At 58.7% G+C, this 25,406-nt stretch carries 21 protein-coding genes and 1 pseudogene; 14 read left to right on the top strand and 8 right to left on the bottom strand.

Annotated features, from left to right (window positions below; translation table 11 throughout):
- The first annotated feature begins 21 nt into the window (after positions 1-21).
- The 9 genes from CVS27_RS16995 (at position 22) to CVS27_RS16960 (ending at position 8,892) form a co-directional block, all read left to right on the top strand.
- Positions 22-1,461, top strand: coding sequence for a hypothetical protein (locus tag CVS27_RS16995; RefSeq protein ID WP_103467043.1), 1,440 nt, complete (start codon positions 22-24; stop codon positions 1,459-1,461).
- Entirely contained in the window at positions 1,458-3,053 is a 1,596-nt protein-coding gene (locus tag CVS27_RS16990) for an SCO6880 family protein (protein WP_103467042.1), read from the top strand. Before CVS27_RS16995 ends, CVS27_RS16990 begins: the two co-directional genes overlap by 4 nt.
- Before the next feature lie 2 nt (positions 3,054-3,055).
- Positions 3,056-4,624 (top strand): putative type IV secretion/conjugal transfer ATPase, encoded by a 1,569-nt coding sequence (locus tag CVS27_RS16985; RefSeq protein WP_133162970.1) that lies wholly within the window; start codon positions 3,056-3,058, stop codon positions 4,622-4,624.
- A gap of 20 nt (positions 4,625-4,644) precedes the next feature.
- Entirely contained in the window at positions 4,645-6,198 is a 1,554-nt protein-coding gene (locus CVS27_RS16980) for a type IV secretory system conjugative DNA transfer family protein (RefSeq protein WP_103467040.1), read from the top strand.
- The gene (locus CVS27_RS16975) at positions 6,186-6,695 is read left to right on the top strand and encodes a DUF4913 domain-containing protein (RefSeq protein WP_165788336.1); all 510 of its coding nucleotides are present in this window, start codon (positions 6,186-6,188) and stop codon (positions 6,693-6,695) included. Before CVS27_RS16980 ends, CVS27_RS16975 begins: the two co-directional genes overlap by 13 nt.
- 115 nt (positions 6,696-6,810) lie before the next feature.
- Complete coding sequence (locus CVS27_RS16970) at positions 6,811-7,095, top strand: hypothetical protein (protein ID WP_103467038.1); 285 nt, start codon at positions 6,811-6,813, stop codon at positions 7,093-7,095.
- On the top strand, positions 7,086-8,054 hold the full coding sequence (locus tag CVS27_RS16965) for a hypothetical protein (protein WP_103467037.1): 969 nt from the start codon (positions 7,086-7,088) through the stop codon (positions 8,052-8,054). Before CVS27_RS16970 ends, CVS27_RS16965 begins: the two co-directional genes overlap by 10 nt.
- Entirely contained in the window at positions 8,051-8,215 is a 165-nt protein-coding gene (locus tag CVS27_RS20895) for a hypothetical protein (RefSeq protein ID WP_165788335.1), read from the top strand. Before CVS27_RS16965 ends, CVS27_RS20895 begins: the two co-directional genes overlap by 4 nt.
- Before the next feature lie 77 nt (positions 8,216-8,292).
- Complete coding sequence (locus CVS27_RS16960) at positions 8,293-8,892, top strand: GNAT family N-acetyltransferase (protein WP_165788334.1); 600 nt, start codon at positions 8,293-8,295, stop codon at positions 8,890-8,892.
- A gap of 189 nt (positions 8,893-9,081) precedes the next feature.
- On the opposite strand, the gene CVS27_RS16955 is transcribed toward CVS27_RS16960, so the two are convergent.
- Together CVS27_RS16955 and CVS27_RS16950 are read right to left on the bottom strand one after the other, a co-directional pair.
- Entirely contained in the window at positions 9,082-9,345 is a 264-nt protein-coding gene (locus CVS27_RS16955) for a hypothetical protein (RefSeq protein ID WP_133162969.1), read from the bottom strand.
- 25 nt (positions 9,346-9,370) lie between these two features.
- Positions 9,371-10,390, bottom strand: coding sequence for a DUF2599 domain-containing protein (locus tag CVS27_RS16950; protein WP_133162968.1), 1,020 nt, complete (start codon positions 10,388-10,390; stop codon positions 9,371-9,373).
- A gap of 228 nt (positions 10,391-10,618) precedes the next feature.
- Here CVS27_RS16950 and CVS27_RS21680 point away from each other — a divergent pair.
- Positions 10,619-10,753 (top strand): annotated as a pseudogene (locus CVS27_RS21680) (DUF4158 domain-containing protein); the annotation flags it as partial.
- A gap of 114 nt (positions 10,754-10,867) precedes the next feature.
- On the opposite strand, the gene mobF reads toward CVS27_RS21680, so the two are convergent.
- The gene (gene mobF, locus CVS27_RS16940; protein ID WP_103467032.1) at positions 10,868-15,802 is read right to left on the bottom strand and encodes a MobF family relaxase; all 4,935 of its coding nucleotides are present in this window, start codon (positions 15,800-15,802) and stop codon (positions 10,868-10,870) included.
- A gap of 568 nt (positions 15,803-16,370) precedes the next feature.
- On the opposite strand from mobF, the gene CVS27_RS16935 reads away from it, so the two are divergent.
- Together CVS27_RS16935 and CVS27_RS16930 are read left to right on the top strand one after the other, a co-directional pair.
- The gene (locus tag CVS27_RS16935) at positions 16,371-16,826 is read left to right on the top strand and encodes a hypothetical protein (RefSeq protein WP_103467031.1); all 456 of its coding nucleotides are present in this window, start codon (positions 16,371-16,373) and stop codon (positions 16,824-16,826) included.
- A 319-nt stretch (positions 16,827-17,145) separates the two neighbouring features.
- Positions 17,146-18,423 carry an IS110 family RNA-guided transposase gene (locus CVS27_RS16930; protein WP_243400251.1) on the top strand — a complete coding sequence of 426 codons (1,278 nt, stop codon included), beginning with the start codon at positions 17,146-17,148 and terminating at the stop codon, positions 18,421-18,423.
- Here the strand turns inward: CVS27_RS16930 and CVS27_RS16925 are convergent.
- The 4 genes from CVS27_RS16925 to CVS27_RS16910 form a co-directional block, all read right to left on the bottom strand.
- Positions 18,376-18,912, bottom strand: coding sequence for a class IV adenylate cyclase (locus tag CVS27_RS16925; protein ID WP_103467030.1), 537 nt, complete (start codon positions 18,910-18,912; stop codon positions 18,376-18,378). The genes CVS27_RS16930 and CVS27_RS16925 overlap by 48 nt on opposite strands.
- Positions 18,913-19,381: 469 nt before the next feature.
- Positions 19,382-20,692, bottom strand: coding sequence for a ParB/RepB/Spo0J family partition protein (locus CVS27_RS16920; protein WP_103467029.1), 1,311 nt, complete (start codon positions 20,690-20,692; stop codon positions 19,382-19,384).
- A gap of 550 nt (positions 20,693-21,242) precedes the next feature.
- Complete coding sequence (locus tag CVS27_RS16915; RefSeq protein WP_103467028.1) at positions 21,243-21,725, bottom strand: LPD29 domain-containing protein; 483 nt, start codon at positions 21,723-21,725, stop codon at positions 21,243-21,245.
- Between the two features lie 92 nt (positions 21,726-21,817).
- Positions 21,818-22,243, bottom strand: coding sequence for a hypothetical protein (locus tag CVS27_RS16910; protein WP_103467027.1), 426 nt, complete (start codon positions 22,241-22,243; stop codon positions 21,818-21,820).
- Between the two features lie 1,163 nt (positions 22,244-23,406).
- On the opposite strand from CVS27_RS16910, the gene CVS27_RS16900 reads away from it, so the two are divergent.
- Both CVS27_RS16900 and lepB read left to right on the top strand, forming a co-directional pair.
- The gene (locus CVS27_RS16900) at positions 23,407-23,760 is read left to right on the top strand and encodes a hypothetical protein (protein ID WP_103467026.1); all 354 of its coding nucleotides are present in this window, start codon (positions 23,407-23,409) and stop codon (positions 23,758-23,760) included.
- Positions 23,761-23,785: 25 nt separating this feature from the next.
- Positions 23,786-24,544 (top strand): signal peptidase I, encoded by a 759-nt coding sequence (gene lepB / locus CVS27_RS16895; RefSeq protein ID WP_103467025.1) that lies wholly within the window; start codon positions 23,786-23,788, stop codon positions 24,542-24,544.
- Between the two features lie 271 nt (positions 24,545-24,815).
- Here lepB and CVS27_RS16890 read toward each other — a convergent pair whose 3' ends face one another.
- A complete protein-coding gene (locus tag CVS27_RS16890) occupies positions 24,816-25,376 on the bottom strand; it encodes a recombinase family protein (RefSeq protein ID WP_103467024.1) in 561 nt (186 codons plus the stop codon).
- Positions 25,377-25,406 lie beyond the last annotated feature (30 nt).

Raw genomic sequence — 25,406 nt, 5'->3', positions numbered from 1 at the left:
AAGCCAGAAGCGGAGCACCCCATGGACATAGTCAAATTCCTCACCAACGGCCCCGAGGGCGTCTTGGAGTTCGTGGCTGCCCTGATCTTCAAGGCCTACGCCTCGATGTGGCAGTCCATGGCCACCATGTGGATGCGTTCTAGCGTTGACGCCCTGATCGGTGATTTCGACAACCCCAACTCACTGGTCCATCGCGGGCAACAGACCCTTTCGATGATCGTCTATGGCCTGGCAATTCTTTCGGTGATCGTCGCCTTGTGCAAAATCATGCTCACCCAACGCTATGACGGCTTTCAGCAAATCATCGCAGCGATCATTCGGGTTCTTGTCGCCGGGGGTGTGGCCGTCATCTTCACCTTCGCCATGCTCAAGGCAGGGGACCTGGCCGGGCCTTGGCTCGTCGAACACCTCTCCGGGCTCACCCTTGAATCGGGAGTCGCCACCATGTCAAAGACACCGGAGGAAGCCACCGCCGGGGCCGCATCCGATATGGGCGCGATGGTGCTGATGATGATGCTTGCCCCGTTGACCATCTTGGTCTCCATCTTCAACTTCGTCTTCGTCCAGTTCTCCTACTTCGTGGTCGTCATCGTGCTGATCATGTTGCCGATGTTGGCAGCCATGTCCACGACCGAGGAGGGTAAGAACCGTTTCGACCGCGCGGCCGGATGGTTGGTCGCCTGCGGGCTGTACAAGTTCGTCGGTGGCATCGTCTGGGGTGTGGCCCTGGCCCTGATGACAGCCAGCTCGGGTGCCACTAACGGTGACAACGGCGGGGCCGGGATCGCCTCCATGATGACCGGTTTCGTGGCCTGCCTGGCTGCACTGCTGATCTTGCCCGTGTTGATCAAACTTGCTGTGCCGGCGATGGCAGGGGCCTCCGGTTTGAATCTTGCCAAGGTCTTTGGCACGGTCGCGGCCGTCACTGCAGGCGTCGCGATGGGTGCGGCAACCATGGGCGCATCCTTGGGTGCCACCGGCGCAGCCGGAGCAGCAAGTGGTGCTGCCGGTTCAGGGGCCGCCGCGGGCGGAGCCAACACCGCAGCAGCCGGTGCCAGCCAAGGAGCCGCGGCCACCACCGGTGGCTCCAGCGCCCCGGCCGCCGCCGAAGCTTCCAGTGCCGGCTCGCAGGCCGGAAGCGGTAGCGGTAGCGGTAGCGGTAGCGGTAGCGGTAGCGGATCTAACGCCTCTTCTGGCAGTTCTTCCAGCGAGCAAAACAACATCAGCGAAAACACCATGCCTTCCCATCCAAACACCGGCACCGACGGTTATGGCCAGGCACCCCCAGCCCCGGCACCTGAGGGAGGCGGAAACGGTGCAGCTGCACCCGCCCCTGTCGGGGGAGGTGGCGGGATGGGCCCTGGTGGCACTGGCCAGCAGCTCGGCTACGCATTCAACCAACTACACAATGACGGGGCCAACGAGCTCGAAGCCGCCCTCGGTGAAGGAGAAAAACTATGAGCACCAACAACCCGAATTCCCGGCCCATGTTCGGAAACCTGCAAACTGTCCGACACGCCCAACTCCTGGGCATCCCGGTCAGTGCCATGGCAGTGGCCGGGGCCGGTGCCCTGGGATTCTTCATCCTGGCCATGTTCGGGCAAATCCTTTTCGGCTTCCTTGCTATGGCCGTGGCACTGGCATCAGCCAGTGTGTTGGTCCTGGTTCGCCTGGCAGGGCGCACCGCCCCTGAACGGGAGATGATTCGCCGCTCCAACCGCACACGCCGCCGTCGCGCCCAAACCCTTGCCCTGGCCGGTCCTGTCAGCGCCGTCGGCTCCACACGGCCCCAGGGGCTCCTGGGTGAGGCCGTGCTGATCGACCACACCACCGCCACAGGCATCCCGTTCACGATGATCTTCTACCCCTCCACCAGTATTGGTGCGGTCGTCATCGAAACGACGTGCCCTGATAAGTCCTTGCTGGATCAGTCGGACATCAACTCCCTGGTGGCCAACTGGGCACTGGTGCTGGGTACGTCTTCTTCGTTGTTTGAGCCGGAACTGATCACGGTCACCACAGAAGCCGGCTACGACTCCGGTACCCGCATCCGTTCCCAGGTTCAGGCTCAGCGGGATCGCTCCAACGCTGTTGCTGACCTGTGGCAGTCCGACGCAGTGGATGGGTTGGGCCTGCACAGGGCACCGAGTGCGGAAATGGTGGCGGGCATGGCAGATGTTCACAGCACCATTGACGAGTTGACGACGCGAATCTCCACCGCAACACCCCGGGTCCGCCAGCGAGTCACGATCAGCTTTGGCCAGCGCAAGCGACGCAGCGAGGATGGCCCCTCCACGGCTGGACATGATGAGGTGGGGGCTGCGATTGTGGCAGCCGTTCCAGATTTGGTGGCCTGGCTGGCCGAATGCGGGGCCGGGATCTGCACCCCGCTCACCGCCTCGGAACTAGCCGAAGTCACCAGGTGCGCTTTTGACCCGTCCATGACAGATCTCTTTGACCGGGCACGTGTTGAAGGGCAGATGGTGTCCCTGGATTGGGATGATGCCGGCCCCGCCTATGCCTGGGCAGGAACGAAGGAATATGCACACGAGGACTGGCTCTCACGCACCCTTCAGGTCGCAGGACCCCCCGCGAACCAGTTCACCGAACGGGCCCTGGCAGCACTGTTCACCCCGGACCGTGAAGCAGCGGTGCGCCGGGTGACCCAGTTCTTTGTCCCGTTCACCACCGAAGAGTCCCAGAGCCAGGCCGCCAAGGTCAGCCAAACGGCACGCATTGAAGCGTCCACCAGTACCCGGGTCAGCGCCTCCGCACACCAACGCATCCGCCAGGCCCAACAGACCGAACGGGAAATCACCGAACACGGGGCCGTCATGTACCGCACAGCCGCGACAGTCACGCTCACCACCAACAGCATGGAGTCCCTGGAGAAGGCGGTAGCGAACGTTCGCCGGTCAGCCCGTACCGGGGTGCAGCTCTCCTTGCGCAACACCTACCGCCAAACCGATACCGCTTTTGCCATGGGCTTGGGCCTGGGCTTGGTCCCCTGGAAGATCGCCACCTTGTCCGAATTCGTCAGAGAGAGCCTGTAACCATGACTACCAGCACCCCGCGCCGTCGTCGCGCAGCCAAGAGCATGGTTCGTCGCCCCTCTGGACTCCTCACCCCGTCCTGGGCCAGCAACTTGATCGCCCCGGACGGGCTGGAAGGCATCAGGCTCCCCGGCACGGATAAGAAGGGCAACAAGCATCTTCCCGCTACGGGGCGGGCCGGCTATGTTGAAGCCCCGCCAGTCATGCAGGGCACCTCGAACCAGATTGCCGGGTTGTTCCCGTTCATGACCAGCACCTCTAAATCCCCTCTGGGCGCCCCGATGGGCACACACTTCTTTCACATGTCCCCTGTCTTTTTGGACTTCATGACCCTGTTCCTTGCCGGGGGCGCTTCGAGTCCTTCCTTGATCCTCTTCGGCCTGCAGGGGCGCGGAAAATCCTCGTTCTTCCTGCGCATGCTCATGGGCATGCTCGCCGCGGGATACCTGGTGGTCATCCCCGGCGACTTGAAAGGGGAGTACAGCAAATTCATGCGCCACATCGGCGGGAAAGCCTTTGAAGTCGGCGGAGACAAGGGCTGTGTGAACCCTCTGGATGCCGGCCCGTTGGAAGGTGCTGTGCACAGCATCAAGGACGACAAGATCCGCAACGCGATGCTCGCTGAAATGCGCTCACGCCGCCACCGTACCGTCCGCGCGTTGGTGGAGCTGGTCCTGGCACGCCCTCTGAGCGCTGATGCCGGGGAACCCGGCATCCTCTCCGAGGCCATTGACCATGCGGTCGCCGGCCACGGGCGTTTCGCCCTGCTGGGGCATGTGGAGAACCGCATTGCCAACCCGACGCCGGAAATGATCGAGTCGGCCTCCTGCCACGACGCCGCAGATTTTCTGCGCCTGACCAAGGGCCTGCGCAATGGGCTCAAGGACCTCATCCACTCGCCCGAGTTCGGCGGTACATTCTCTCAGCCCACCAGCGAAGACATGCCGGTAGGGGTCAACTGCTCCTTCGATATTTCAGCGGTCGATCTCTCCGAAGAACGCTACCGGGCCGCGTTGCAGATCGTGACTTGGAACTACGCCCAGTCCGTGACCTCCTCAGTGATGAGCTTGAAAGAAGCCGGGCTCTACCCGGAGGTGCACTACATCATGGGCTTTGACGAGCTGTGGCAGAACTTCCAAGTGGACCCCCGGGTCGCTGTGAACATGCTCGAGGGATTGATCCGCATCAACCGCACCAAAGGCATCGGCCAAGCACTGATCACCCACGGCACCGGAGATTTGGACTTGCCAGATCCTGCACTGACCGCCAAAGCCAAGCAATTCGTGGCCCGATCCTCCATGCGCGTCTACGGCGGCATCCCCTACGACGAAATAGACAGTCTGGAAAAGGTCCAGAAATTCACCAACAAGGAACGTGAGCTCCTGGGGGCTTGGGCCGCGGACTCCGGCTCCGGCAGCGTTCCCCTGGGGCGAGGAAAGTTCTTGGCGAAGTTCGGAGATGACCCGGGGATCCCCATCAACATGGGTCCCCTGACAACCCTGGAAAAGTTCCTCCACAACACCAATGAAAACTTTGACGGGGCCAAAAACGCTCTCGCCGGACATCACTAAACGAAGGAGGCAAGAACATCATGGCCAACGCCCTGAAACCTTACGAAAAAGCAGCGCATCGTCTCGCCCACGGCCGCGCCCTGGCACCCCTGCAGGCGAAAGCACGAACTAAGGACGCCCGCCAAAAACACCCCTTCATGCTCGATCCCGGGCCGGGCCTGCCCTGGCCGATCCCCATGGATGGGCTTCAAGAACCGCTCTACCAGGGCTGGCGAGAATGTGGAGTCATCAACATTCAGCCCGGCGGCTACAAGACCACCGCGTTTGTCATCCCGCAGGCCGCAGCAGCACCCGGGGCCCTGCTGCTGACCTCGAACAAGGTGGACGGGGTTGCTGAGACCGTTGCCCTGCGCACCGGGGAAGGGCGCACCATCTGGCGCATAGATCCGCAAGGGATTGAAGGGGTACCCCAGGGGTGCACCGTCAATCTGCTGCGCTACGTCCATGATGATGTGACAGCAACGGAACTCGCCACGGTCCTCTCGGATGCGTCCTCGGCCAATAACACCCGCTCTGATCAACAGAAATCCGATGACGCTCACTTCGGACCCGCCGGTATCCGGCTTGTCTCCTACGCCATCCTCGCCGCCGCCTTGGAAGGCCGCCCGATCTCCACGGTTGAACGGTGGATCGTCGTCGGAGAAGGGGCCTTCCCCGAAGGCTCCCCGGAAGCTCTGGCGAATAAAGACGCCAGGGCCCGCGATGTCATCGCCACCGGCCAGGATGCTATCGCCGCGGCTCTGGACAGGCACGGCTGGAACCAATGGGCCACAGCCACTAGGGCCATCAAAGGCCAACCAGAGAAAACCCGTGGCTCCTTGTGGGCGACGGCCGCGCGCATGGTTCAGGATCTGGGCTTCCAACACAACATTGCCTGGACCACCCCCACTCCCTCCCTGCCGGAGCTTGAGCTCGAAGCGTTCCTGTACTCCAAAGACACCCTCATCATGCTCTCCAAGAAAGGTGCCGGCGGTGCAGGTTTCATCGTCACCTCCCTGCTCCAAGCCTTGGTCAAACAAGCAGAGCGCACCGCTGCCGACTCCGGTAGCCGGCTTCCGGTGCCCTTGGTGATGTTGCTCGATGAAATCTGCAATATTGTCCAGTGGCCAGAACTGCCCGACAAGCTCTCCTTCTTCGGTTCCTTGGGTATCGTGACCAACCTGTTCATCCAAGGCTTTGACCAGGGCATTCGCACCTTCGGTCAACAGGGCATGGGTCAGCTCTGGAAATCAGCGAACATACGCTGGCTCGGCGGGGGAGAGGACGACACCGTGCTGCGCGGCTTCTCCGCCACCGCGGGGGACTACGACAAGGCTGTCATTTCCACCAGCAGCCGGGGATGGATGGAAACCACCACCTCCAAATCAACCCAGCAACGGCCCATCCTGACGGTGGCTGAGCTGGCCAACATGCCCAAAGGGTACGGACTACTCACCGCCCAAGACCTGCCCCAACCCTGCCTAGCCAAAGTCCAGCCATGGTTCCACAACCCGGACCTGCTCGCCCTCATCTCGCCGGAATCAACAACAAACCCCGCCCCACAGAAGAAGGAAGCAAACCCATGGATCAGCTAGCACCGCACACCACGGCACCCACTACACCCATTCACACGGTGGAGGAAGCCGTGGTCGCAGCTACGGGGGAGCTGGTGGAGGATCCGCAGCGCCCCGTCATGCCCCAGCTCTTCCAGGAATCAAGCATGGAAGCTCACGCCGCCCGTGAAGGCTCCGAACGGTTTGAAGAGCTCTTCCTCTACGTCGGGACTCTCCTGCACGATATTGAGCGCGGGGACGGCAGCACCTACTGGTGCCCTCAATGGTGGCTGCACCCCGAGGCGGTACTACGGTTCACTGCCTTGCAAAAGAGCATGACGAAAGCAAAAGAAGACCTCAGCTCCTGGATTCTGCACGACCTGAGCCCGCACCTGGACTACCTCTTCAGCAAGGAAGGCCCCTTCACCGCCTGCACCAACACCCGGCACGACTACAAAACGGGTAAGGACCACTACGCCCCATCACGGCGCCAAGAACGATGGGACACCCTCGTCTCATCCCAGCGAAACCAGTCCTAAACAACATGTAGTGGCGGTCCCCAGGGACCGCCACTACTGCACACCATGGTGGGGGCGTCGGCTCCCACCCTCTAGTCCAACTCCGCAAAACCAAAGACCAGGCAGGGGAGAAACCATGAAGACGGATGAAGAACTTGCCGAGTTCATCACGAAAAACCCTTTGGCCTGGCGAATCTGGATGACCGGCTACGCCTCCGGCCTGGCCCAAGGCCACCTTGACGAACGTGCCACCACAGACCAACTGGCTGACCTCACCGCACGACGAATCATGACCCTTCAAGACGGCGAAGAACACATCCGCAAAACCACCAGAAACACCATCGCCATGGGCGAGGCAATCAAAGCCCGGACGAACACCACCGTAGGAACCTATCAAGGAGGACCCATCCCATGGGACTAACCAAAAAGCTCCACATCACGATCAGCCATGACGAGGCCGATAGCTACTACCGGCACTCTGAGCGGCTTCAGGAATATCTACGTCAGGAAGCCGGCACGGAGCTATTCGCCCAATACTGCTTTCTGAGCGACAAGACTGATGCTCCTTCGGTGCTGCGGGAGGTGGAGGCGGTCATTCGTGCTGCCGACCCCCGAACCTCACCAGCTGCCTCAATAGCCCGATCCAACGAGTCCACCACTGAATTCTTCGTTAGTCTCGACCTCGACGCAATGGACGCACTCCACTTCCCGTTCCGTTTCGTCTTGGATCGAGAACTGTTGCGGGCCGGCGAGGTCAACGAACCACAACAGTTTCTCGGCCAGGACGCGTATGAAACCCTGGGCCATCTTGCGGTCAAACTTGCAAGGGCCAACCCCCGGATCGTCCGTTTGGTGTACGAGACCCCGGGCCTGCTCTTTCCCCCGGGCGACAAGCGCCGCGCGCAAAAAGACACCGATAAATCCGGCTTTGATTTCGGCAGAGGACCCACCGCCCTGGATAGTCATGTGGCCTGGCTTGTTACAGATCATCATGGGTACGACTACGCCAAGCAATGGACACCATGGCAATGGCAAATCAGTCACGCCTGCCTGAACGCATTCACGCACAGTGAAACCCACTACGTCATGGACAACACCGCCCCGCTGCCACCCTGGCTCTTGAAGGCCGTAGACACGCATGCGACACCCGATACGGATTCCCCTGGCCCCATGTGTTTCGCGGCTAGATCAACTGCCATTGACTGGTTTGCCCTGGCAAAGGACCACCCCGAGGAATTGGTGTTATCTCAATGGTTCGAGCCAGCACCAACCGTCCAACAGATCGAAAAGGCATTGAGAGCTGCACAGGCACGTTCTGCTGAGGTAGACCTTTGGGTCATGTGCGGACCCCTGCAGAACCTGGCGGGGCCTTTGACGTGAGCCTGGAAGCGCTCTTCATCATCCCCCAGGAGGGGGATACCGACCTGGAATCCATCATTGAGCGGGAATTGGGAGGAGTTGCTGCCTTCAACAGCCCGGCACAGCCAAAAACGTTGGAATGGGCGTGGATGACCTACTGGCCCGAGAGTACTCTGCCCTGAAAGGGACCGCACGGATACAATTTCCGCGACACCGATATCAACAACGATTCTTCCGCGATGGTGAAGGAAAACCACCCATGACAATTACAAATAGCGGCAATCCGTGGACCATTAAGGTCCCTGCCGAGCATCGCCTCCACCATCTACGCAAGCTCTTTCAGAAGGAAATTGAAGGCGTTAGCGCTAAAAGGGCCGAGCAAACTGAAACGATTTCACGGCGGGATGCCTACGACTATGTGCCAAAGGATGAGAGAGGCCAAGCATTTCCAGCTATTTGGCTAGGGGCTTACAACGTCACAGAGCATCTAGTTGGGGCCCTCTACATGCACACCCCCTACGAAGAGCTCCTGGAGATCGGAAATGGGTTCGACCGTGACTTCGCGAAGGGAGTTGGGAAAGTCAGACGGACCCTGGCTTCCATTGCCGTGGTCGAAGACATGCAGCGAACAGGTCTAGGGACGGCATTACTGACAGCTGGTGAGTCTCAAGCAAAGCAAGAAGGCGCCATCTGGGTTACCGGGTTCATGGACGAACGAAACGGTACTCCGGAGTTCTACGAGAGCAACGGATACAACATCCAGCCAAGAAACATCGCCTTGCCCAAGCTCGAACCCTTCGGTGTCCGAGAACTGCATCCGGGCTATGTCAATGGGCAGTGGTTCTATAAGAAGCTTTAGCGTTCGACACTAAATATCTATGTGAGAAATCTTGGAGCAACGGGCACTAGCGGCGGCTAAGGCAGCTGTGGCAACCAACAAGGATTGATAGACACAGTGGATCACCGTCTCGGGGTCTGAGGAGGATCGTTACGGAAATTCACGCCAAGGATCTTCCTCAGACCCCGTTTCATCGACGCCGTAATCCCATCACGGGGCTGGGTCGTGCTCTTGCGTTTGCTTGAACACCCTACTCAGAGTATTGCGACGAATCAGGTAAACAGTAAAAAGCACGACGGACAACACGGCAAGCGCAACTGCGCGCCAGCCGAAATCCTGCGCGTTGGTGACGTCTCCCTTGCTCTCAATTTCCTGGAACAGAACCGAAGTCAGTACTGCCGTTAGTAGCGCCAATACTCCGCTGGCGATCGAGCCATAAAAAAGCATTTTCAGCCCCTTGCGCTGTTGGCTCATGCTGCAAAACTCCATTCATCTCGACTCAATATTGGTTCGCCGTTGTCCAGTTGCAATGGTGGATAGCAACGCCAAAACTCCAGACCGTGGTGCGGTTCGGACGGAACCGCTCAAGGTTCCAAGTACCAGCAAAGGCGTTTCCGAACGCGTGGCAGTCGAACTGCTGGCGCAGCGTCGCCTTGCTTCCCAGGATAGGTCCGACTGGAACCGGACCTGGCCAACCGACTGCCTCCGTCCAGCCAGCACCGGTCATTACCCATGGCGGCATCCCCCGACCGAAGTCTGTCGGTTGCAGGTTTACCCGAGAGTCTCCCTGGAAGCTGTCAACCGAGATCCATGAAAAAAGCTTTTGACCCAAATAAGGGTCGGCGGAAATCGGATAAGTGTATGAGCCCGACGAGTGCTCAACAACCTGGATCAGGGTGCTGCCAGCGATCTCGAAGTGGGTAGGAACCGCGACCCCGTGGGCGTCATAAGCCCAGGGTGCCGTGACGCCGCCAATGAAGTCGCCGTTCACGTCCAAAATGACAGCAACACCGTCTTTGAGCGTGATGCTCACCGGCGTCGTCGACGAAAAGTCATACTCGTATCTCTCCGGAGCAGCTGAGTCAGCAATTACGTTGATCAACTGGATAGAGCCATCCTTGTACGGCAGCGGAACAACGGAGTAGTTCTGCTTTGTTTCGTAGACACTTGTGCCGTCCGAAGTCACCTCGACCTCGCCTTCAAGACCACCGTTCACGTGGAGTGGCTCATAGATTTCGGATTCCAGAGTGATCGTCGGCGAATTGCCAGCCTCGATCGCCACCTTCGTTCCTTCACCGACAACCACTCGCGACCCGTCGGATTCAACCGTGAAGGTTTCAGCTTCATCGATTGGTCCGGTGTTTGACTGGCTTGCCACCTCCTGAACGGCGACAACTGCATCAGTCGCTGACAGTTCCCCCTGTGTGTCGTCCGCCGCTGCCGGAACTACTGTCGCAATGCTGGCTAAGACGCTAATGAACATAACCGCCGCCCACGACTTACCATCAGTTTTCCGCATTCGTGCCCCCACTGATGTCCGGATACCAATTTGGCACCCCGTATGTAAGGTTAGGGTTACCTACACCAAACGTCAACAGCTCACCGAAGAAGAGCGCGTAGCAAGGCGCAGAGCCCTCGGATTTGGTGCCAAGTAGCGCAGCTACTTCGACTAGCGGCAGTTATTGAATCCGCTATGCGATAGCTAGTGGCCTGTCTTTGAAGTTGTTGGGCGGTTGGCTTTCTTGAGGATCTTGAGCGGTTCTGTTGATTGGACGATGCTGATCTGTCGATAGTTGATCGCCGCCGGGGACTGCACAACCGTTTGGGATTTGCTGTCCAGCTGATCTCGGTGCGGGTGGTGGGCCGGTTTCTGACGGATCCGCGGCCTGCTCATCACTTAGGAAATCGGCTGCCATGTCAACCATTCAACAGGCAGCGCACTCCTTAGCGTGAATTTCCGTACCGATCCTCCTCAGACCCCGTCTCTGTGGTTGCTTTAGAGTTCCCGTCCCTCATTTTGTTGCTGGCGTTGCTGTGCGGCACGTTGTTGGGCTGCTCGCTGTTGTTCCCGCTGCAGGAGCTGCTTTCGTGCGAGTGCGGCCGCTGCTGCCTTCTTCTGCACCAGCTCCTGGCTACGGGCCAGATTGTTCTTCTCACGGAGCTGCGTGCGGGCGGTCCGTTGCTGGGCGGCACGTTGGGCAAGGGCTTGTTGTTGTAAGCGTTCAGTTGTTTGTTGCTTGACCATGGTGGGGTCCTGATGGGTTGGGGTCATCGTGTTCTCCTGGGTCGTCTTTGGTGATGTTGGGGCCGCCACGTCACTGAGCGTGAATCCACTTGACCATTCCTTGAGGGTGAATTCCTTACCCGGTTCCTGCGCAGGGACCGGCTTAGGCGTCTGGTTTTGGCGTGTTTCGGGGACGGCGGGGGCAGCCTCAGCAACAGGTTTCGGATGCACCGTGGCGGCGGCGTGTCCTTGGCGCTCATTGTCGATACGTGCCGTGGCAGTTTCGACTGATTTGGCTTCGGTGGCCGGTGTGGCGGTGGCAGCTTCGGTGTTCAGGTGGATGGTGGGGGCGAAGGCTGGCATGGCCGGCGCGAGTACCGTCCCTGTTGGTGCAGAGGGTCGCCCGGTTCCACCCGGTGACATTCCCTCGCCGCCTCTGTCGGTGCCTGGGGTTTCGTGTACTGGTTCTGCCGCGATGTGGCTTCGGCGTTCTTCCTCGCTCGCTTTTTGGGCGGGAGAGGGGAGCACGTGGGCGGAACGTGCCTGGTCCGTGGCTGTGGAAGCACCAGTGTGAAGCTGCTCGATGGTTGCCGGTGTCGCGTTGTGTGAGGAGGTAGCGGTCTCTGCTGCCCGCGTGTGGAGGGCAGCACCGAGTTCTTGTTCCCGGAATCGTTCCGGGATCGGAGTGGTCTCCGTGGCCGGGATCTTGTAGAGCGCACGGAACGCAGCGATCTCTGCGGCTGTGTCGCGCCAGCGTTCGCTGAGGTCCGCACGTTCCGGGACGGGTCCGAGTTTTTCTGTCCAGGGCTCTGGCTCGACGGCGAGGTTGTGTCCGCGTTCGTTAAAGCGTTCTGCCAGGACGGTGCGGCGCTGCTGCAGGTGGGTGCGCCAGCCTTCGGCCAGTACTGGGTCAGCCAGGGACCGGGCAGGTGCCACCCATTCCGGCAGCCGGTCTCCGTTTACGATCTTCACGTCCTCGGCACTGCGGGCCGGGGTTGTGACGCGGTAGCGGGTCTCATCGCGCAGGGCGGCGGCCACGGTGCGGGCCTGCCACAGGCGTTCCTTGTGTCCGGCGTCGGGTCGGGCAAAGCCAGCAGTGCAGGTGCCACGAGCTACTGTTTCCTCAGCCCATTGGGTTGCCGGCAGCCCGGCACGAATCTTGATTTCGTTGCTGAGGGTGCGGATCTCCCACGCTGTCTTGCGTGCCTTCTCGGGATCGAGGATAACCATGTCGGTGCGGGCCTCACGCCGGGCTGTGGCAAGGCGCGATTCAAGGCTGGCATCGGTCAAGGTGCCAAAGGATCGAGAGCGCCAGTGGTTCTTGGGGTGCGGGCCGTGCATGGCGTGCACTTCGGTGAGTGCAGTCTCGGCTTTGGTCACCCGTCCTTCGGCAACACTGAGTTGGGCGGCCAGTTGGGCATCGCTCAATCCGGACAGGGCGCGCTTGCCGTCTTTGGCTTCGGCCAGGGCTGGGGCGGCCTGGACGATGTTCTGGATCCGCCAGGCCAGCACTGCGGAGTTGTCTTGGGCGGAGGCAAACTCACGCTCATCGTAGGCCGCCTGCAGCAACGTGGCGGTGTCCCAGCCTTGCGCTTCGGCGTTAGCCAGGTGTGTGGCCACGGCACCGAATGACTCGGCGGAGATGAATTCCTCGGCAGCGTCTCCGAGCACGGAACGCACCAGGTGTTCCATGCGTAGTTCCGTGGCGAGTTTGTCCACGTGTCGGTACTGGGCGGCCATCGCGTCGATGTCGTTCATGCGCACGTATTCACTGGCAATGGCTGCGTGTACGGACTCTTCCAGGCCGTGGTTCGCCGCAATCGCTGACAGTGCTTCTTCCCTGGCTTCTCCGGGTGCGAGTTCGAGGAAGAGATGGTTGGAGAGCTGGCCTCGGGTCAGCTGGACGTAGGCGGCATTGCGTGAGGTGGCGGAGCTGGCGATACCAATGCCGTAGGCCCGGGTCATGCCTTGGGCGCGGCTATCGGTGTACGCGTAGCCGAGGTGGGTGTGTTCCTGAACGTACTCTTTGGGTAGGCGGATGGTGCCGCCGGTTTCTTGGTGGGCGACGGTGATCGAGCCGTCATCGTGGGGTGTGAGCACGGCCCACAGGTCGCCGTTGCGTACGGATTCCCGTCCCCGCCAGTAGGTCAGGTCGCGGTCGTTGCGGCGGGTGACGATCGTGTCTCCGCGCCAGGCTGTTGTGCCGTCGCGCAGCTGCACGCCGGGGCCTTGCGTGTCTACGGTGCCTGCGTGGATTTGGTAGGCCTGGGCTTTTTCACTGAGCCTGCGGGCTTGGTCGTTGGTGGTGGCCATGATGACGGCGGGGTCGCCGTCGTTGATGCGTTGCTGCCAGGCGGTGAACGCCAATGCCTCGATGGTCTCGGCATCCCCTGCTTTGATTCGCCCGTTTTCCTGGTACCAGGTGAAGGGGTTCTCTTCCCCTTCCACGGTGGTGCGCAGCGCCAGGGACGCGGCGGCTTCTGCCTGGTTGACAGTGCCGTCTGCGTTGCGGAAGCGGTGCACGGTGTCGAGCTCGACGGCTCCGAGTTCATTCACGAGCAGGGAGAACGCGCCACCGGCTTGAACAGCTGAGTGCTGGTAGGGATCACCGACTGGGCGAACGACGCCGCCGCCGGCTTCAATGATTCTTACGGCTTCGGTGAACTTCGCGGTTCCTGCCATGGCTGCTTCATCAATGATCACCACGGTGCCGGGGGTGACCCGCAATGCTTGGCGGCCGTCGGGTCCTGAGGCCAGAACGAAGGTGTCAATCGTGGTGGCTTCAACACCCAGTTCCTTGCCCAGGATGCCTGCCGCCACGGCGCTGGGGGCAAGGGCAATGACCTTGCCGCCGGCTATGTCGATGGTGTCTTTGACCAATGCCATGACCGTGGACTTACCCGTTCCAGCACCGCCAAGGCCGTTACAGATGAGGTGGGGGGAGAGGGAGAATTCACGGGCCAGGGCCAGCTGCGCAGCATCGAGGGGATGCTTCTCGCCGGCACTGACACGGTCGTTGTAGTTTTCCACCGCTGTGAGGAAGTCTTGTTCGGAGGCGGCGGGGATGACTTCCCTGGCACCTGCCCGGACAAGGTAGTTTTCGCTAGCGATGATGGTGTTGGAGGTGAAGCGTGCGGAGCCTCCGTGCTCGAACACGCTATGGTTCTCATCGCGCTGGAGAGGCTTGAATTCCGAGTAAGGATTGGCGGGGGTGATGCTCACGGACGCCTCGTTGAGAGCGGCCTTCATGATCGCCATGACGGTCTCATTGGGCACCGGTCCATGCTTGGCTGCATGGGCTTTGGACCAGCGCAGGGTCTCGGCCATGACGTGCTGTTCACACCAGGTGCTGCGCTTGTCACTGACGGCTGCAATGACTTCTTTGGCGGCACCGGAGATGTTCACGAACGCTGCTTCTCGCGGGATGCGATGGGTGGAACGTACGGGTTCCATGATCGAGTCAATGAGGCTGCTCAACTCGGCACCGTCAACGACTGTGTGGGCTTGTTCCATCCACTGAGCCACGTGCTCTTCCAGTGACTTGCCGTGGCCCTTGTCGGGCCGGGTTTCAAGGTTCGCGGCCTGAGCAAGCTTCAACAAGGCGGCCGTGTCTGGGGCGTGTCCGTGGGTGGTTTCGTAGTCTTCCACGAGCTGGCCCAGGACGGGTTTCATCTCTTCGCTGCGGCTGGAAAAGAGCTTGTTCAACTCTGCCGGGATCCCGGCGAGTTCCATGATGGGCTGCTTGCCGCCCTCCATGGTGCGGGCCTCGTAGACGAAGCCTCGCTCTTCCATGAGGGCTTGGCCACGGGTGTTGTAGAACTCCGAGGCGGCGACACTCATCTTGTGCAGGAGCCGTGAGTCAATGCTCTTCCAGTGGCCCTTGCTGTCTTGAACCTTGGTGGAGAGAACAGCGTGGTCGTGGATGTTCGGATCCCCATTACGGGAATCGTAGTGGCGGAAAACGGAGGCCACAACACCGTGTTGGACAGCTTCCTGCGCTATTCCGTTGGCGCCGGTTCTGGTGGCCACGGCGTACTCTTCCAGGAACTTTAGCGTCTCCTTCACGGCCTGGTCTTGGACTGCTTCAACGACGGCACGGGCTGCCGGACCGCCCACGGCCCACAGCACAGAGACGCTTTTGACCGGGGTCATAGTCAGGTCAAAGCCTGCCACGGCGTCTTGCTGGGGGCGCAGCTGGGAGGTGATGAAACGACCCAGTTCTTCCTTGGTGACCGAGTTACGACCGTGCTCGACCCGGAAGAGAATCGAGGCCTCAGTGGTGCGAATATTCCGGCGTTCCAGCGCCGTTGGCGGGCGGTGGTTCAGGCGCTTGAAAGCCTCTTCACGGCCCCGGATGAGAGCGCCCAAGGTGGTGGCCTTGGCCTGGTACTTGTAGTAGGCACGGCCGAGTTTGGCGGCCTTCTCGGCGTTGGCTTGGGTCCACCCAAGAGCCAGCTTCTCAGCAATGATGCGCTCGGCCTCGGGGTGAATACCTTCCCCATAGAGGTGGGCCATTTGCTCCTCGGTGACGTTCCCTTCCAGGCCAAGCTCATCAACACCAGAGCCCATCCACTGACCCGGCGGCAGGCCGTGGGCGTGGTAGTAGTCACCCAGCTCACGACCAGGTGCGCGCAGCTCATCACCACTGGCAATCTCCGAGGTGTAGTAGAGGTAGCCAGTGCCCGCATTGAGTACGTGCAAGGACATCACAACAGCGATTCTACGCTAGAAACACCCTCACTCATTCGTAATGCCAGAGGTGTGACTGACAATGTGGTTTTTTCGTTGCCTTTGAGCTTGCGAAAAGGTGTTGCGGAAAAATCTGATGTGTGGCATGGAGGGTTAGTTCCGGAGCTTGCGGAAGAACTAAGTCGACTCACATCAAAGTCAGTTCATCAAATGTTCTTCTTGATGCGGTTCTGCACATGAGTGCGGGCTGTTGGCAACACGCTTTTCGTTGTCAACAGCCCGGGCGATTGTGTAGAACCGTCGCCGTGCGGGTTATCCACACGTGGGCAGCGGGAGAGACGCCCTTAATCTCGGAGCTGTCCACGTGTGGATAACCCGCACGGCAAGCCGCTTGCGGCGCAGTCGGTTGAGGATGAGCAGAGCGAATGCCTTTGGGCCCCGCCAAGGATTGGCGGGGCAAGCCGCCCCGCGGGTTGCCCCGCGGGTTTCCCCGCCGTGCAGTGAGTCCGACTAAGCTGGAGAAAATAGAGACGTGGCAGCGTTCGTTGCTGGGTTCTCTAACCGTTAGGTTCTGGGAGAGGGAGTTATGGCACTGACGAAGAATTCACGGGCAGCGGCGGCACGGTCGAAGGCGGCTGAATTGGCTCGGGCGGCGCAATCGCGTGAAGCGGAGTTGCTGCGCCTGGCGGGGGAGTACTTCATCGAAAAGGGTGAAGCCGGTGCGGTCGAAGCGGATGCAAAGGCCAAAGGGCTCGAACTGATTGAGGCCGCGAAGAAGAGGGCACAGGACTTGGAAGCTGACGCATTCTTTGCAGCGGCGGAGCATGAAGTGAATGCGAATGCAGTGCTGGTGAAGATGCTGGCCACGGGCGCGTCGATCGAGGACGTTGCCTCCCGAGTGGAGTTGAGTGCCGGGTCGGTGCGCAAGATCAAGAAAGCTTCGACAGACAAGGCTCCCAAGGGCGAAGCTGTGGCCGAAGTTCCTGAGCATGAAGTGCTGGCTGGTACTGATGGCCATGCGCAGTCCGAACACCACGGGTAGTACCTGCCACGGGATGTTCGAGATTGTGCCCGTTCACCGGCCCACCTAACGCAAGAGAACAATGTCGGTGACCTGGTGAAAGGGTGCAAGCGGTCAGGTGGATCCGCTCGTCCACGGTAATGATGGAATTGGTCTTGAACCGGTGTGACTCATCGTCCCCTTGACGTGCTTCGAGCACTGTCCTTCACAGGATTTGTCCGCTGGTTCAAGATTCGTATCAAGCGCGTTGAGCCAGGCGGACATGACTTCATAGGAGCTTGACCCACAGTCCCATTACCGTTTTGTCTGCCGACCTGGTCAGCGTGCATCCTCGTGCACTATGAGCGGCAGGGAAATGATTACCTTGGCAACAGAAGAAAACCGAATCATTGTTGGCGTCGATACTCATTCGGATACTCACCATGTGGCGATCATTTCCGACTATGGCAGGCCAATTGCTGACCAAGAGTTTCTTGCGGTCGGCAGCGGGTACCGCGGGATTTTGGAGTTTATCGGCGGCCATGGAACCGTCATCGCAGCCGGAGTGGAGGGGACCGGGTCGTACGGTGCCGAGCTTACGAAAGTCCTTCGCGGAGCTGGAGTACAGGTTCTGGAAGTCACACGTCCGAATCGCCAGGCTCGACGGCTCAAGGGTAAATCTGATCCTCTGGATGCCTATCAGGCTGCTCAATCGGTACTCGCAGAACGCGGACTTGCTACGCCTAAAGTCAAAGACGGACCGGTGGAATGTCTAAGGATTCTGCGTATGTCACGGTCTTCTGCCATGAAAGCTCGGACTATCACCATCAATCAAATCCGAGGCCTTCTCGTGTCTTCCCCAGATGAACTCAGGTCAAGATACAGGGGCTTGAACACGTCGGCACTGATCGCGAGTTTGTCCAGATCGAGGCCGCATGGCCATATCGCGGACACTTCCTACGTTACATCTTTGACACTGAAGACCCTGGCTGTTCGATATCAATCTCTCAGTTCGGAAATCGATACCGTGGATGCGAGCTTGAAGGAGATTCTTGATTCGTACGCTCCACTTCTATGTGATTTGGTGGGAGTCGGAACTGAAGTGGCCAGCCAGTTGTTGGTGACTGTTGGTGATAACCCTGAACGCGTAAACAACGAGGCCCAGTTCGCTGCACTTACCGGTGTAGCGCCCATCCCCGCTTCGTCCGGGAAGACAAGCCGGCATCGGCTCAGCCGGGGCGGGGATCGAGATGCAAACAGCGCCTTGCACCATATTGTGTTGGTTCGCATGGTCTCGGATCAGCGGACCAAGGAGTATGTGGCCAAGCGAACCATTGAAGGAAAGGGCAAACGGGAAATCATGCGCTGCCTCAAACGCTATGTTGCACGCGAGATTTACCGGCAGATATCCAACCCAGTACCAGCTCCGATAATCACGGATCTCCGCCCTTTGCGGAAGCAACTAGGTCTTACGTTGCAAAGCGTCTCCGAGCACCTCAACCAATGGCCCTCGATCATTTCACGTATCGAACGGGGACAATCCAGAAACGACATCCTTGCTGCTGACTACCGGAGATGGCTCAAGAATCAGCTAGAGCTTGGGGTTGACTTTAGTGGTCCTTGCTTCAAGGAGGTCTAGATATGCGCCCTTTACCAGTGCTTCTTCTTCAATTCCGAACTCAGCAAGGATGCGGTTTGCTTCTGAAACCGCATCCTCATGCCCCAGCACGTCTCCGACGGTGATTTCGACTTCGAGGAATTCGCCTAGTCCTTCGACTCGGTCGAGGTGCACCCTGGCCTGACCTATTTGAAATACAGAGCGTTGCTTCCGGACTCTCCCAACCTCGCCATAGGCATCCGCCAGGACGGAACGGAGGCGGTCGGGTTCAGACGTTTCAGAATGAACATAGTAGGAGGGCTTCGGCCCGAGTTCGTCTGCTCTGGCGTAGTAGATCAGCACGCCGTGGCCGTCATCAAAGACTCTGAGCTTGAGCCTGCCGTTTGGACAAGCGAAAAAGGTGTCGTCTTGCGCAACATGATCTGGTCCACCGTCTGACAGGGACTGGATCACCGGCAGCAGTTTCGCGAGACTGTTCACGTGGGCCTTGATTTCGATGTTAGTCGGCATGTCCCTACTAGATCACGGCTCAATCACTTGAGCGGGCATCCAGAACTGTTCAACTGCTACGCAACGCCAGGCTCGTTCAGAATTGACATCTATAGGAGCATCCTGTGTGCGGGAAAAGACCGGAGGATGAATCTTTTGCCGTGCACCTGGGGGCGAGGGGCAAAGCAACCTAACCAGGCACCCAAGCAATGAATTGTGCCGGCGAAGCCGGCCGCCATCATTCAAGAATCTACCGCCCGGGCAGCAGTGCCAGGAACAAGCCTGGGCGGTAGCCGGTGCCGGAGACGGCACACACAACCTTGGTGAGATATGAAGCCCAACTGTGGCGGCTCCGGCACCGGCCGCGTTCCTAAAACCGACGGGCACCGATTCGTGTCGAGGGCTGCGAACTGGTAAAATGAGGTCAAGAGAAATGCACGGCACCTAGATACTTCTGACATCTAGGTTCCGTGCATTTCCTTTTGGATTTCTACTTGGTGAGCATCAACTTCTCAACATCACTCAACGCATAACCCCAGCTAACCAAGGCCTTGAGGTAGTAGTCGTGCTCTGCGTCGTCCTGACGCCAGCTCGTGCGATCAACAGAGGCCTCATAGGCGGTAATCATGGTGGCCAGTGAAACCATGTCCGGCTTCACCGTGGCCTTGGCAAGGTGCTTCTGAATCTCGCCCCTATCTCCCGATAGTCCCAACAGCTTGGCTGTCAGGGCGGCGTGGTTGGTGCCTTTGGACACGAGGTACGAGGAGTGAATCAGCGTGTACGCGATAAACCGTGCCGTGTCCTTGGGAACTGTCTTGCGGGCCAACAGGCCGGTGACAAACTCCCGGCGGACAACCTCAGCCGAGTCAGCGGCCTTGTTGTTCTCGATCGTCGTTCTTCTGACCAGCTTTTCTTCCTCGGTCATGCCCCCGGCGGCTGGCTTGCCGCCCTTGCGCAGGCCCCGGGCTTTCCAGTCAGCTACGCAGTAGCGATGGTTCAATCCGCTGCTGTACCCAGTGTAGATATAGACCGCGTCTGCGTCCTCTTGGGTCAGCTGGGTGCCATCCTCCTTGGTGAGTTCGTAGATGCTGGCCACGGGTCCTTTGTACCCCCACGTGTTGGGGTCTTCGGTGAGTACCGTCAACCCTTTTGCCTCAGCCGCCGTGGTGGCTTCCGCGAGCAATGCAGCCTTGGCCCGGTCATCTCTAATGCGCTGCGCCCGGTGGAAAAAGTTGCCGGGATTTTCCAAGGCTGTCTTCTCAAGTTCAGCGGCGTCTTCGGGCACGTCACTGAACTCGGCAATGACGGCGGACTGTTCCAAAGTCATGCCCTGTGCCAGAGCAGCGGCTGCAGTGTCGTTCGCTTTCACGCGCAGCGCGGTCTCAACGAGCTTCTTCTTCGCACCGGTTCTTCTGGCTATCACAGTTGCTGAAACTCCCAGCAGTGACATCTGGTGGTAGGCATCTGCCCGGTCACCATCGGTGAGTGCACGGCGCATCTCGTTCTCCACTACCTGCGTAGCCAATCGGTCTGCTTCCTCGCGGGTGGCCACGACATGAACCGGGATTGCGGACAGCCCCGCCTCGACAGCGGCGAGGGTGCGGCGCTGGCCCATCTGCACGTGCACCGTGCCGTCCTCGGTACGGTGGCCAACCACAGGAACGAGCACGCCGTGCTCCTTGATGGAGGCCACGAACTCCGTTGTCAGCTCCGCTTCCTTGCGGACGTTGGTGTCCACGGTGAGGGTTTTCGGGTCGAGCATTTCCGTGGTGGCCACGGAGGTTTCCAGTACAGCAGTCATGAGGTTTTCCTTTGATCAGGGTTGGGTGAGAGAGCGGCGTTACCCGGCCAGCTACTTGCCTGTCTCTCTTTTCCCGTTGTTTTTTTGTTGCTGGCAAGCTTGCTTGCTCAGTGGCCGACGGAGGCCTGTCTACCCTTTAGGGCAAGACTGGGAAAAGATGCGGAGGGAATAAGCGAGGTACGAGCGCCGGAGCATGTTTTCCCAGGTGCAGGCCCCGACGAAGGAGGGGCTAGACGGGGTGGAGACGGTCACGCATAATCCATCGGACAGCAACAAAAAAACGTCGAAGACGTTTTCAAAAAACAGGGGTGGGCACGGCGGAGCTTGCGGAGCCGGGACCACCCCCACAGCCGGACGCGCAGCGGACGCCCTTTAGCCTGGTGCGAGCCTGCGAGTACCAGGCACGCACGAAAAGGCGACACTGCCGGCAGTGGTGACAAGAGTATCTGGGCACAAGACAGCCCTACCGGCATCCGCCGGTAGGGCTTGAGTATCAGCATAGATTAGAAGGCTCCCGTGTTGCCGCATGTACGTGCCTGTGCCTCGCGATTCAGTCCGGGAGTTCTGCCCGGTTTTCAGCGAGTGCCCTGATGAACTCATGCACGTCTCCCTGGGCAGCTGGGAAGTGGGGTACTTCCTTCAGCACGAGCGATGGAACGGGGAAGATTCTCTGGCTGTGCAGCAGGCCTATGTTCAGCGAGGCGATCACTTCGTTTTGGATTGATTCGTAAGTGGCTCGGGTGATCATACGGCGGGTGTGGATGTGGCGGGCGCCGTAGTGGATCTGCTGACCGTCTTTGGTGTGGGTGATGGGGTCTGAGAAGTCGCCCGTGGCGTCCGGCGCGGTGCCTTCAAAGTCTTTGACAATGGCGTCCACTGCCGGGGTGGTGGGGCCGTGGACCCACTCCACATCTACGGTGGCCCCTCCTGCGTATTTGAGAGTGCGGACGGAGAACTTGGTGTCGGGGAACTGGGCTTTCAGCGTCCGCTTCACGAGCTTGGCGGTGTCAGTGGCAGAAACGTAAACAGTCATCGTAATCCTTCGTGAAAGGTGAAGGGGTGGGCGCGGAACCTAGATACTTCTGACATCTAGGTTCCGCGCCGCTCCCGTTGATCAGGCTGTGACTAGCAAAGGTTCAGGCTGTACGGCTGGCAGTATTCAGGGGCCAGCTGATCTGCCGTTTCCGGCATGTTGGGCGGGCCGTCGCTGCGTGACTTCCACGTGCTGAATGCCTCGGCGGTGATCGCTGCCCAGTGCGCGGCCTGTGTGCGGTAGAACGTCGTCTTCACGTCCCCCTCGCAGTAGGTCGCCATGCCGAACAACGGACCGGCCTTGTCGGCGGTCTTGGTCACGGCCACCATGACGTAGGGCCATTGACCCAAGTCCCAGCCGTCAACGCCCCATGCCCCGCAGACCAACCAGCCTTCTTCCTCGATCTTCTCCATCCACTCGTAGCCGCCGTCCTCGTGCGCATCCGTCAGAACACGGACGCCAGAAAGGATTTCGTGGGTGTCCACCGTGCAGGTGGTTCTCAGGGCTGTAGCAAGCATTTCTGCTCTCCTTCGTTAGGTGTGGGGTGAGAGAGCGGTGTGACCCGGCCACCCTCTTTCTCTTCTCCCCGTTGTTTTTGTTTGGTGGCGAAGCTTGCGTAGCTGTGGCCGACGGAGCGCTGTCTACCCGCAGGGCAAGCCTGGGAAAAGATGTGGAGGAAATAAGCGAGGTACGAGCGCCGGAACATGTTTTCTCGGGCGTAGGCCCCGACGAAGGAGGGGCTAGACGGTGTGGAGCGGTCACGTAAGATCCGAAGGACACCAACAAAAACGCGCAGCGTAAAAACAGGGGTGGGCACGGCGGAGCTTGCGGAGCCGGGGCCACCCCCCACAGTCGGACGCGCAGCGGACGCCCTTTAGCCTGGTGCGAGCTCGCGAGTACCAGGCACGCGTGAAAACATTACCGGGCATGAGAAAGGCCCCACCAGCTTCATCTTGTTAAAGGGGTGAAGCACCTAAGGGGTGCTCTGGTGGGGCCTACTCGAAAAGTATATGAAGGTGCCACCCTGCGCGCTAGCTTTTTCTGCCACGCTTTTTGGGGAGTTATTTGGGCCCGGTACTCCTGAACGTGTCGTGAGCCGCCAAGTTTCGTGTGTTGGGTTGAGCCGCGGATATAGTGCGGTGTCGTCTCCGGTGAAGGTCAGGTTTTCCTTTGCGAACCGGACCTGAACCTTTTTCGCGGTTAGCCGCCGGACGATGGCGCGCAGGTCATCGAGATTCCGGGCCAAAGGAAGGCCCTCTGGCGGCGACTAAAAATATGATCCACCTCGCTATGAAGTGGAATATGGGGCGAAATAGTACTGCGCTTTTGATCGCAACGCCCAACAATAAAGCGACCTTACCAAGAGAAGTATTCAGGATTATCTTGGCAAGATCGCTTGCCCATCATACTGCACCCAATGGCAATAGGGATAATTCCGCGCCACGGTCATATATTGCGTAAATATTAAGCGACAAGACTATCCCTTTGGATGAACTATCCATCGATTTGCGTAACTACTAAAAGCCGGCAACTAGACTCACATTATTAATTGCAAATCCGTTCCCAGAGAATATCGGATGTTCAGTTCTGGAATTCCGATAACGACATTTGTGATCTAATGCACAGTAATTATCGATTCGATTATGATTTGATATAAAATACTACAAGTGAGGGACTTCTAATGATCACAAAATTTAAGAAATCTGCAGCAAGCGCTTTGATGGTTACAGCAATCGTCGGAATGGGGCTGCTTCAGGCTGGACCAGCAAGTGCAGCCAATGCCGCGCAGTGCAACTACTCAAATCTCTACGGCAACGGCTACACGGTGTTCACTGGCGAGCAGGTTGCATGCTATGCTAACGCGGGAACGGTCACTGTCAATAAGGTGGCAGGCACCGTTGTTGCTGGAAATAATTCAGGATATTTTACTTTTGAGCCGCGCAACGTACCCGGCCCCGTCCGGGCAATCCAGTTCTTCAAGGGCCAAACAATCAACATGGGCTCTGGGCTCGTTAAAACTCTGGTAATTTACTAGAAATTTCATTCATAAGGAGCCTTAGGTGAAGATTAAACGTAGCCTAGGGCTCCTTTCGGATTCTAACAAGGATGCGCGATCAACTGAGGGTGTCAACATAGAACCTGTCCACCCAATTCGAAAAGCAATAATCAGTGGAATAAAAGAAATTGCAATAATTATAGTAATTGCCGTTTTGCTTTCCTTGATCATAAAGACATTTCTGTTTCGCGCGTTCTATATTCCCTCAGGCTCTATGGAAGAAACGCTCCAAGTTGGTGATCGTGTGTTCGTTAACCTTCTGGTGCCTGAACCGATTTCTTTGAAGCGAGGAGATGTTGTCGTATTCAAGGACTCCCAGGGTTGGCTAGGAAACAATGTGCCCAAGCCTGCCCCGGTCGAGCAGCTCTTCATAAATTTTGGGCTGGCGCCGGACAGTTCATCAGAGCATTTGATCAAAAGAGTTATCGGGCTGCCTGGAGATCACATAGTTTGTTGTGATAGTCAAGGTAAGATTTCCGTTAATGATAAATCAATCAATGAGCCCTACCTAGCTCCTGGATCTACAAACGACTATGGGCCCAGTTCGTCCAAATTTGATCTAATTGTTCCTGAGGGAAAAATTTGGGTCATGGGTGACAATAGGAATAATTCTAGCGATTCCCGTTTTCATCAAGAATTGAATGGCAAAGGATTTGTACCAATTTCTGACGTCGTCGGAAGTGCTTTTGTGATAGCTTGGCCAATTTCAAACTGGGGCATATTGGGAAACTATCCTGATACGTTTTCCGGAATAGATCATTAGTGCTTTTTCTATTTCATTGAAATTTTCTGCAGTTAATGACAGGCCTCGCGCAGATTTTTCTCTTGAACAGCGAGTTCTTGACCTTCCTCTTCCCGCCGGTCTTTTTCAGTTGCTAATCGAGGGAGTTCTTTTGCCATGCTTTCGCGCTCCTGCTCAAGATAATTGGTGGAGGCTGCGACCGTGCCCCATTACTTCTCGTTAAGGGCGCCGGCGTAGTGGCTGATCCATGGCATCTGGACCCGGTACTCCTGGAGGTGTCACCCGGGGCAATCTAGGGGTTAGGGCGTAAGTATTGGTAGACGGTTTGTCGGCTGACCCCGAATTCTCTGGCTAGAGCGGCTTTCGCTTCGCCGGCAGCGGCTCGTCGAGTTAGTGCACTCGCCTGTTCGGTATTCAGCATTTTTCCTCTGCCTTTGTAGACGCCGGCCTTCTTGGCCAAGGCGATACCTTCGCGTTGTCGTTCTCTGATGAGGGCGCGTTCGAACTCGGCGAACGCCCCCATCACGGAGAGCAGGAATGTAGCCATCGCGGTGTCGTCTCCGGTGAAGGTCAGATTTTCCTTCACGAACCGGACCTGCGCCTTCGTCGCAGTTAGCCGCCGGACGATCGCGCGGAGGTCATCGAGATTCCGGGCCAGGCGATCCATTGAATGCACCAGAACGATGTCGCCGTCACGGACAAAATCAATCAACGCTTCCAGCTGCGGACGATTCTGGTCTTTCCCAGACGCCTGGTCGGTGAAGACCCGGTCGAGGTGCTCGCCGTCGAGTTGCCGGATCGTATTTTGATCGAGGGTACTGACCCGAATATAGCCGAAAGTTTGACCAGTCATCTCATCGTTCCCTTGCCAAATAGTGTCAGG

It is taken from the genome of Arthrobacter glacialis (assembly GCF_002909445.1).
Lineage (GTDB): Bacteria > Actinomycetota > Actinomycetes > Actinomycetales > Micrococcaceae > Specibacter > Specibacter glacialis.
Note: the sequence above shows the minus strand (reverse complement) of the source record. Positions and strands in the feature narration are given on the sequence as shown.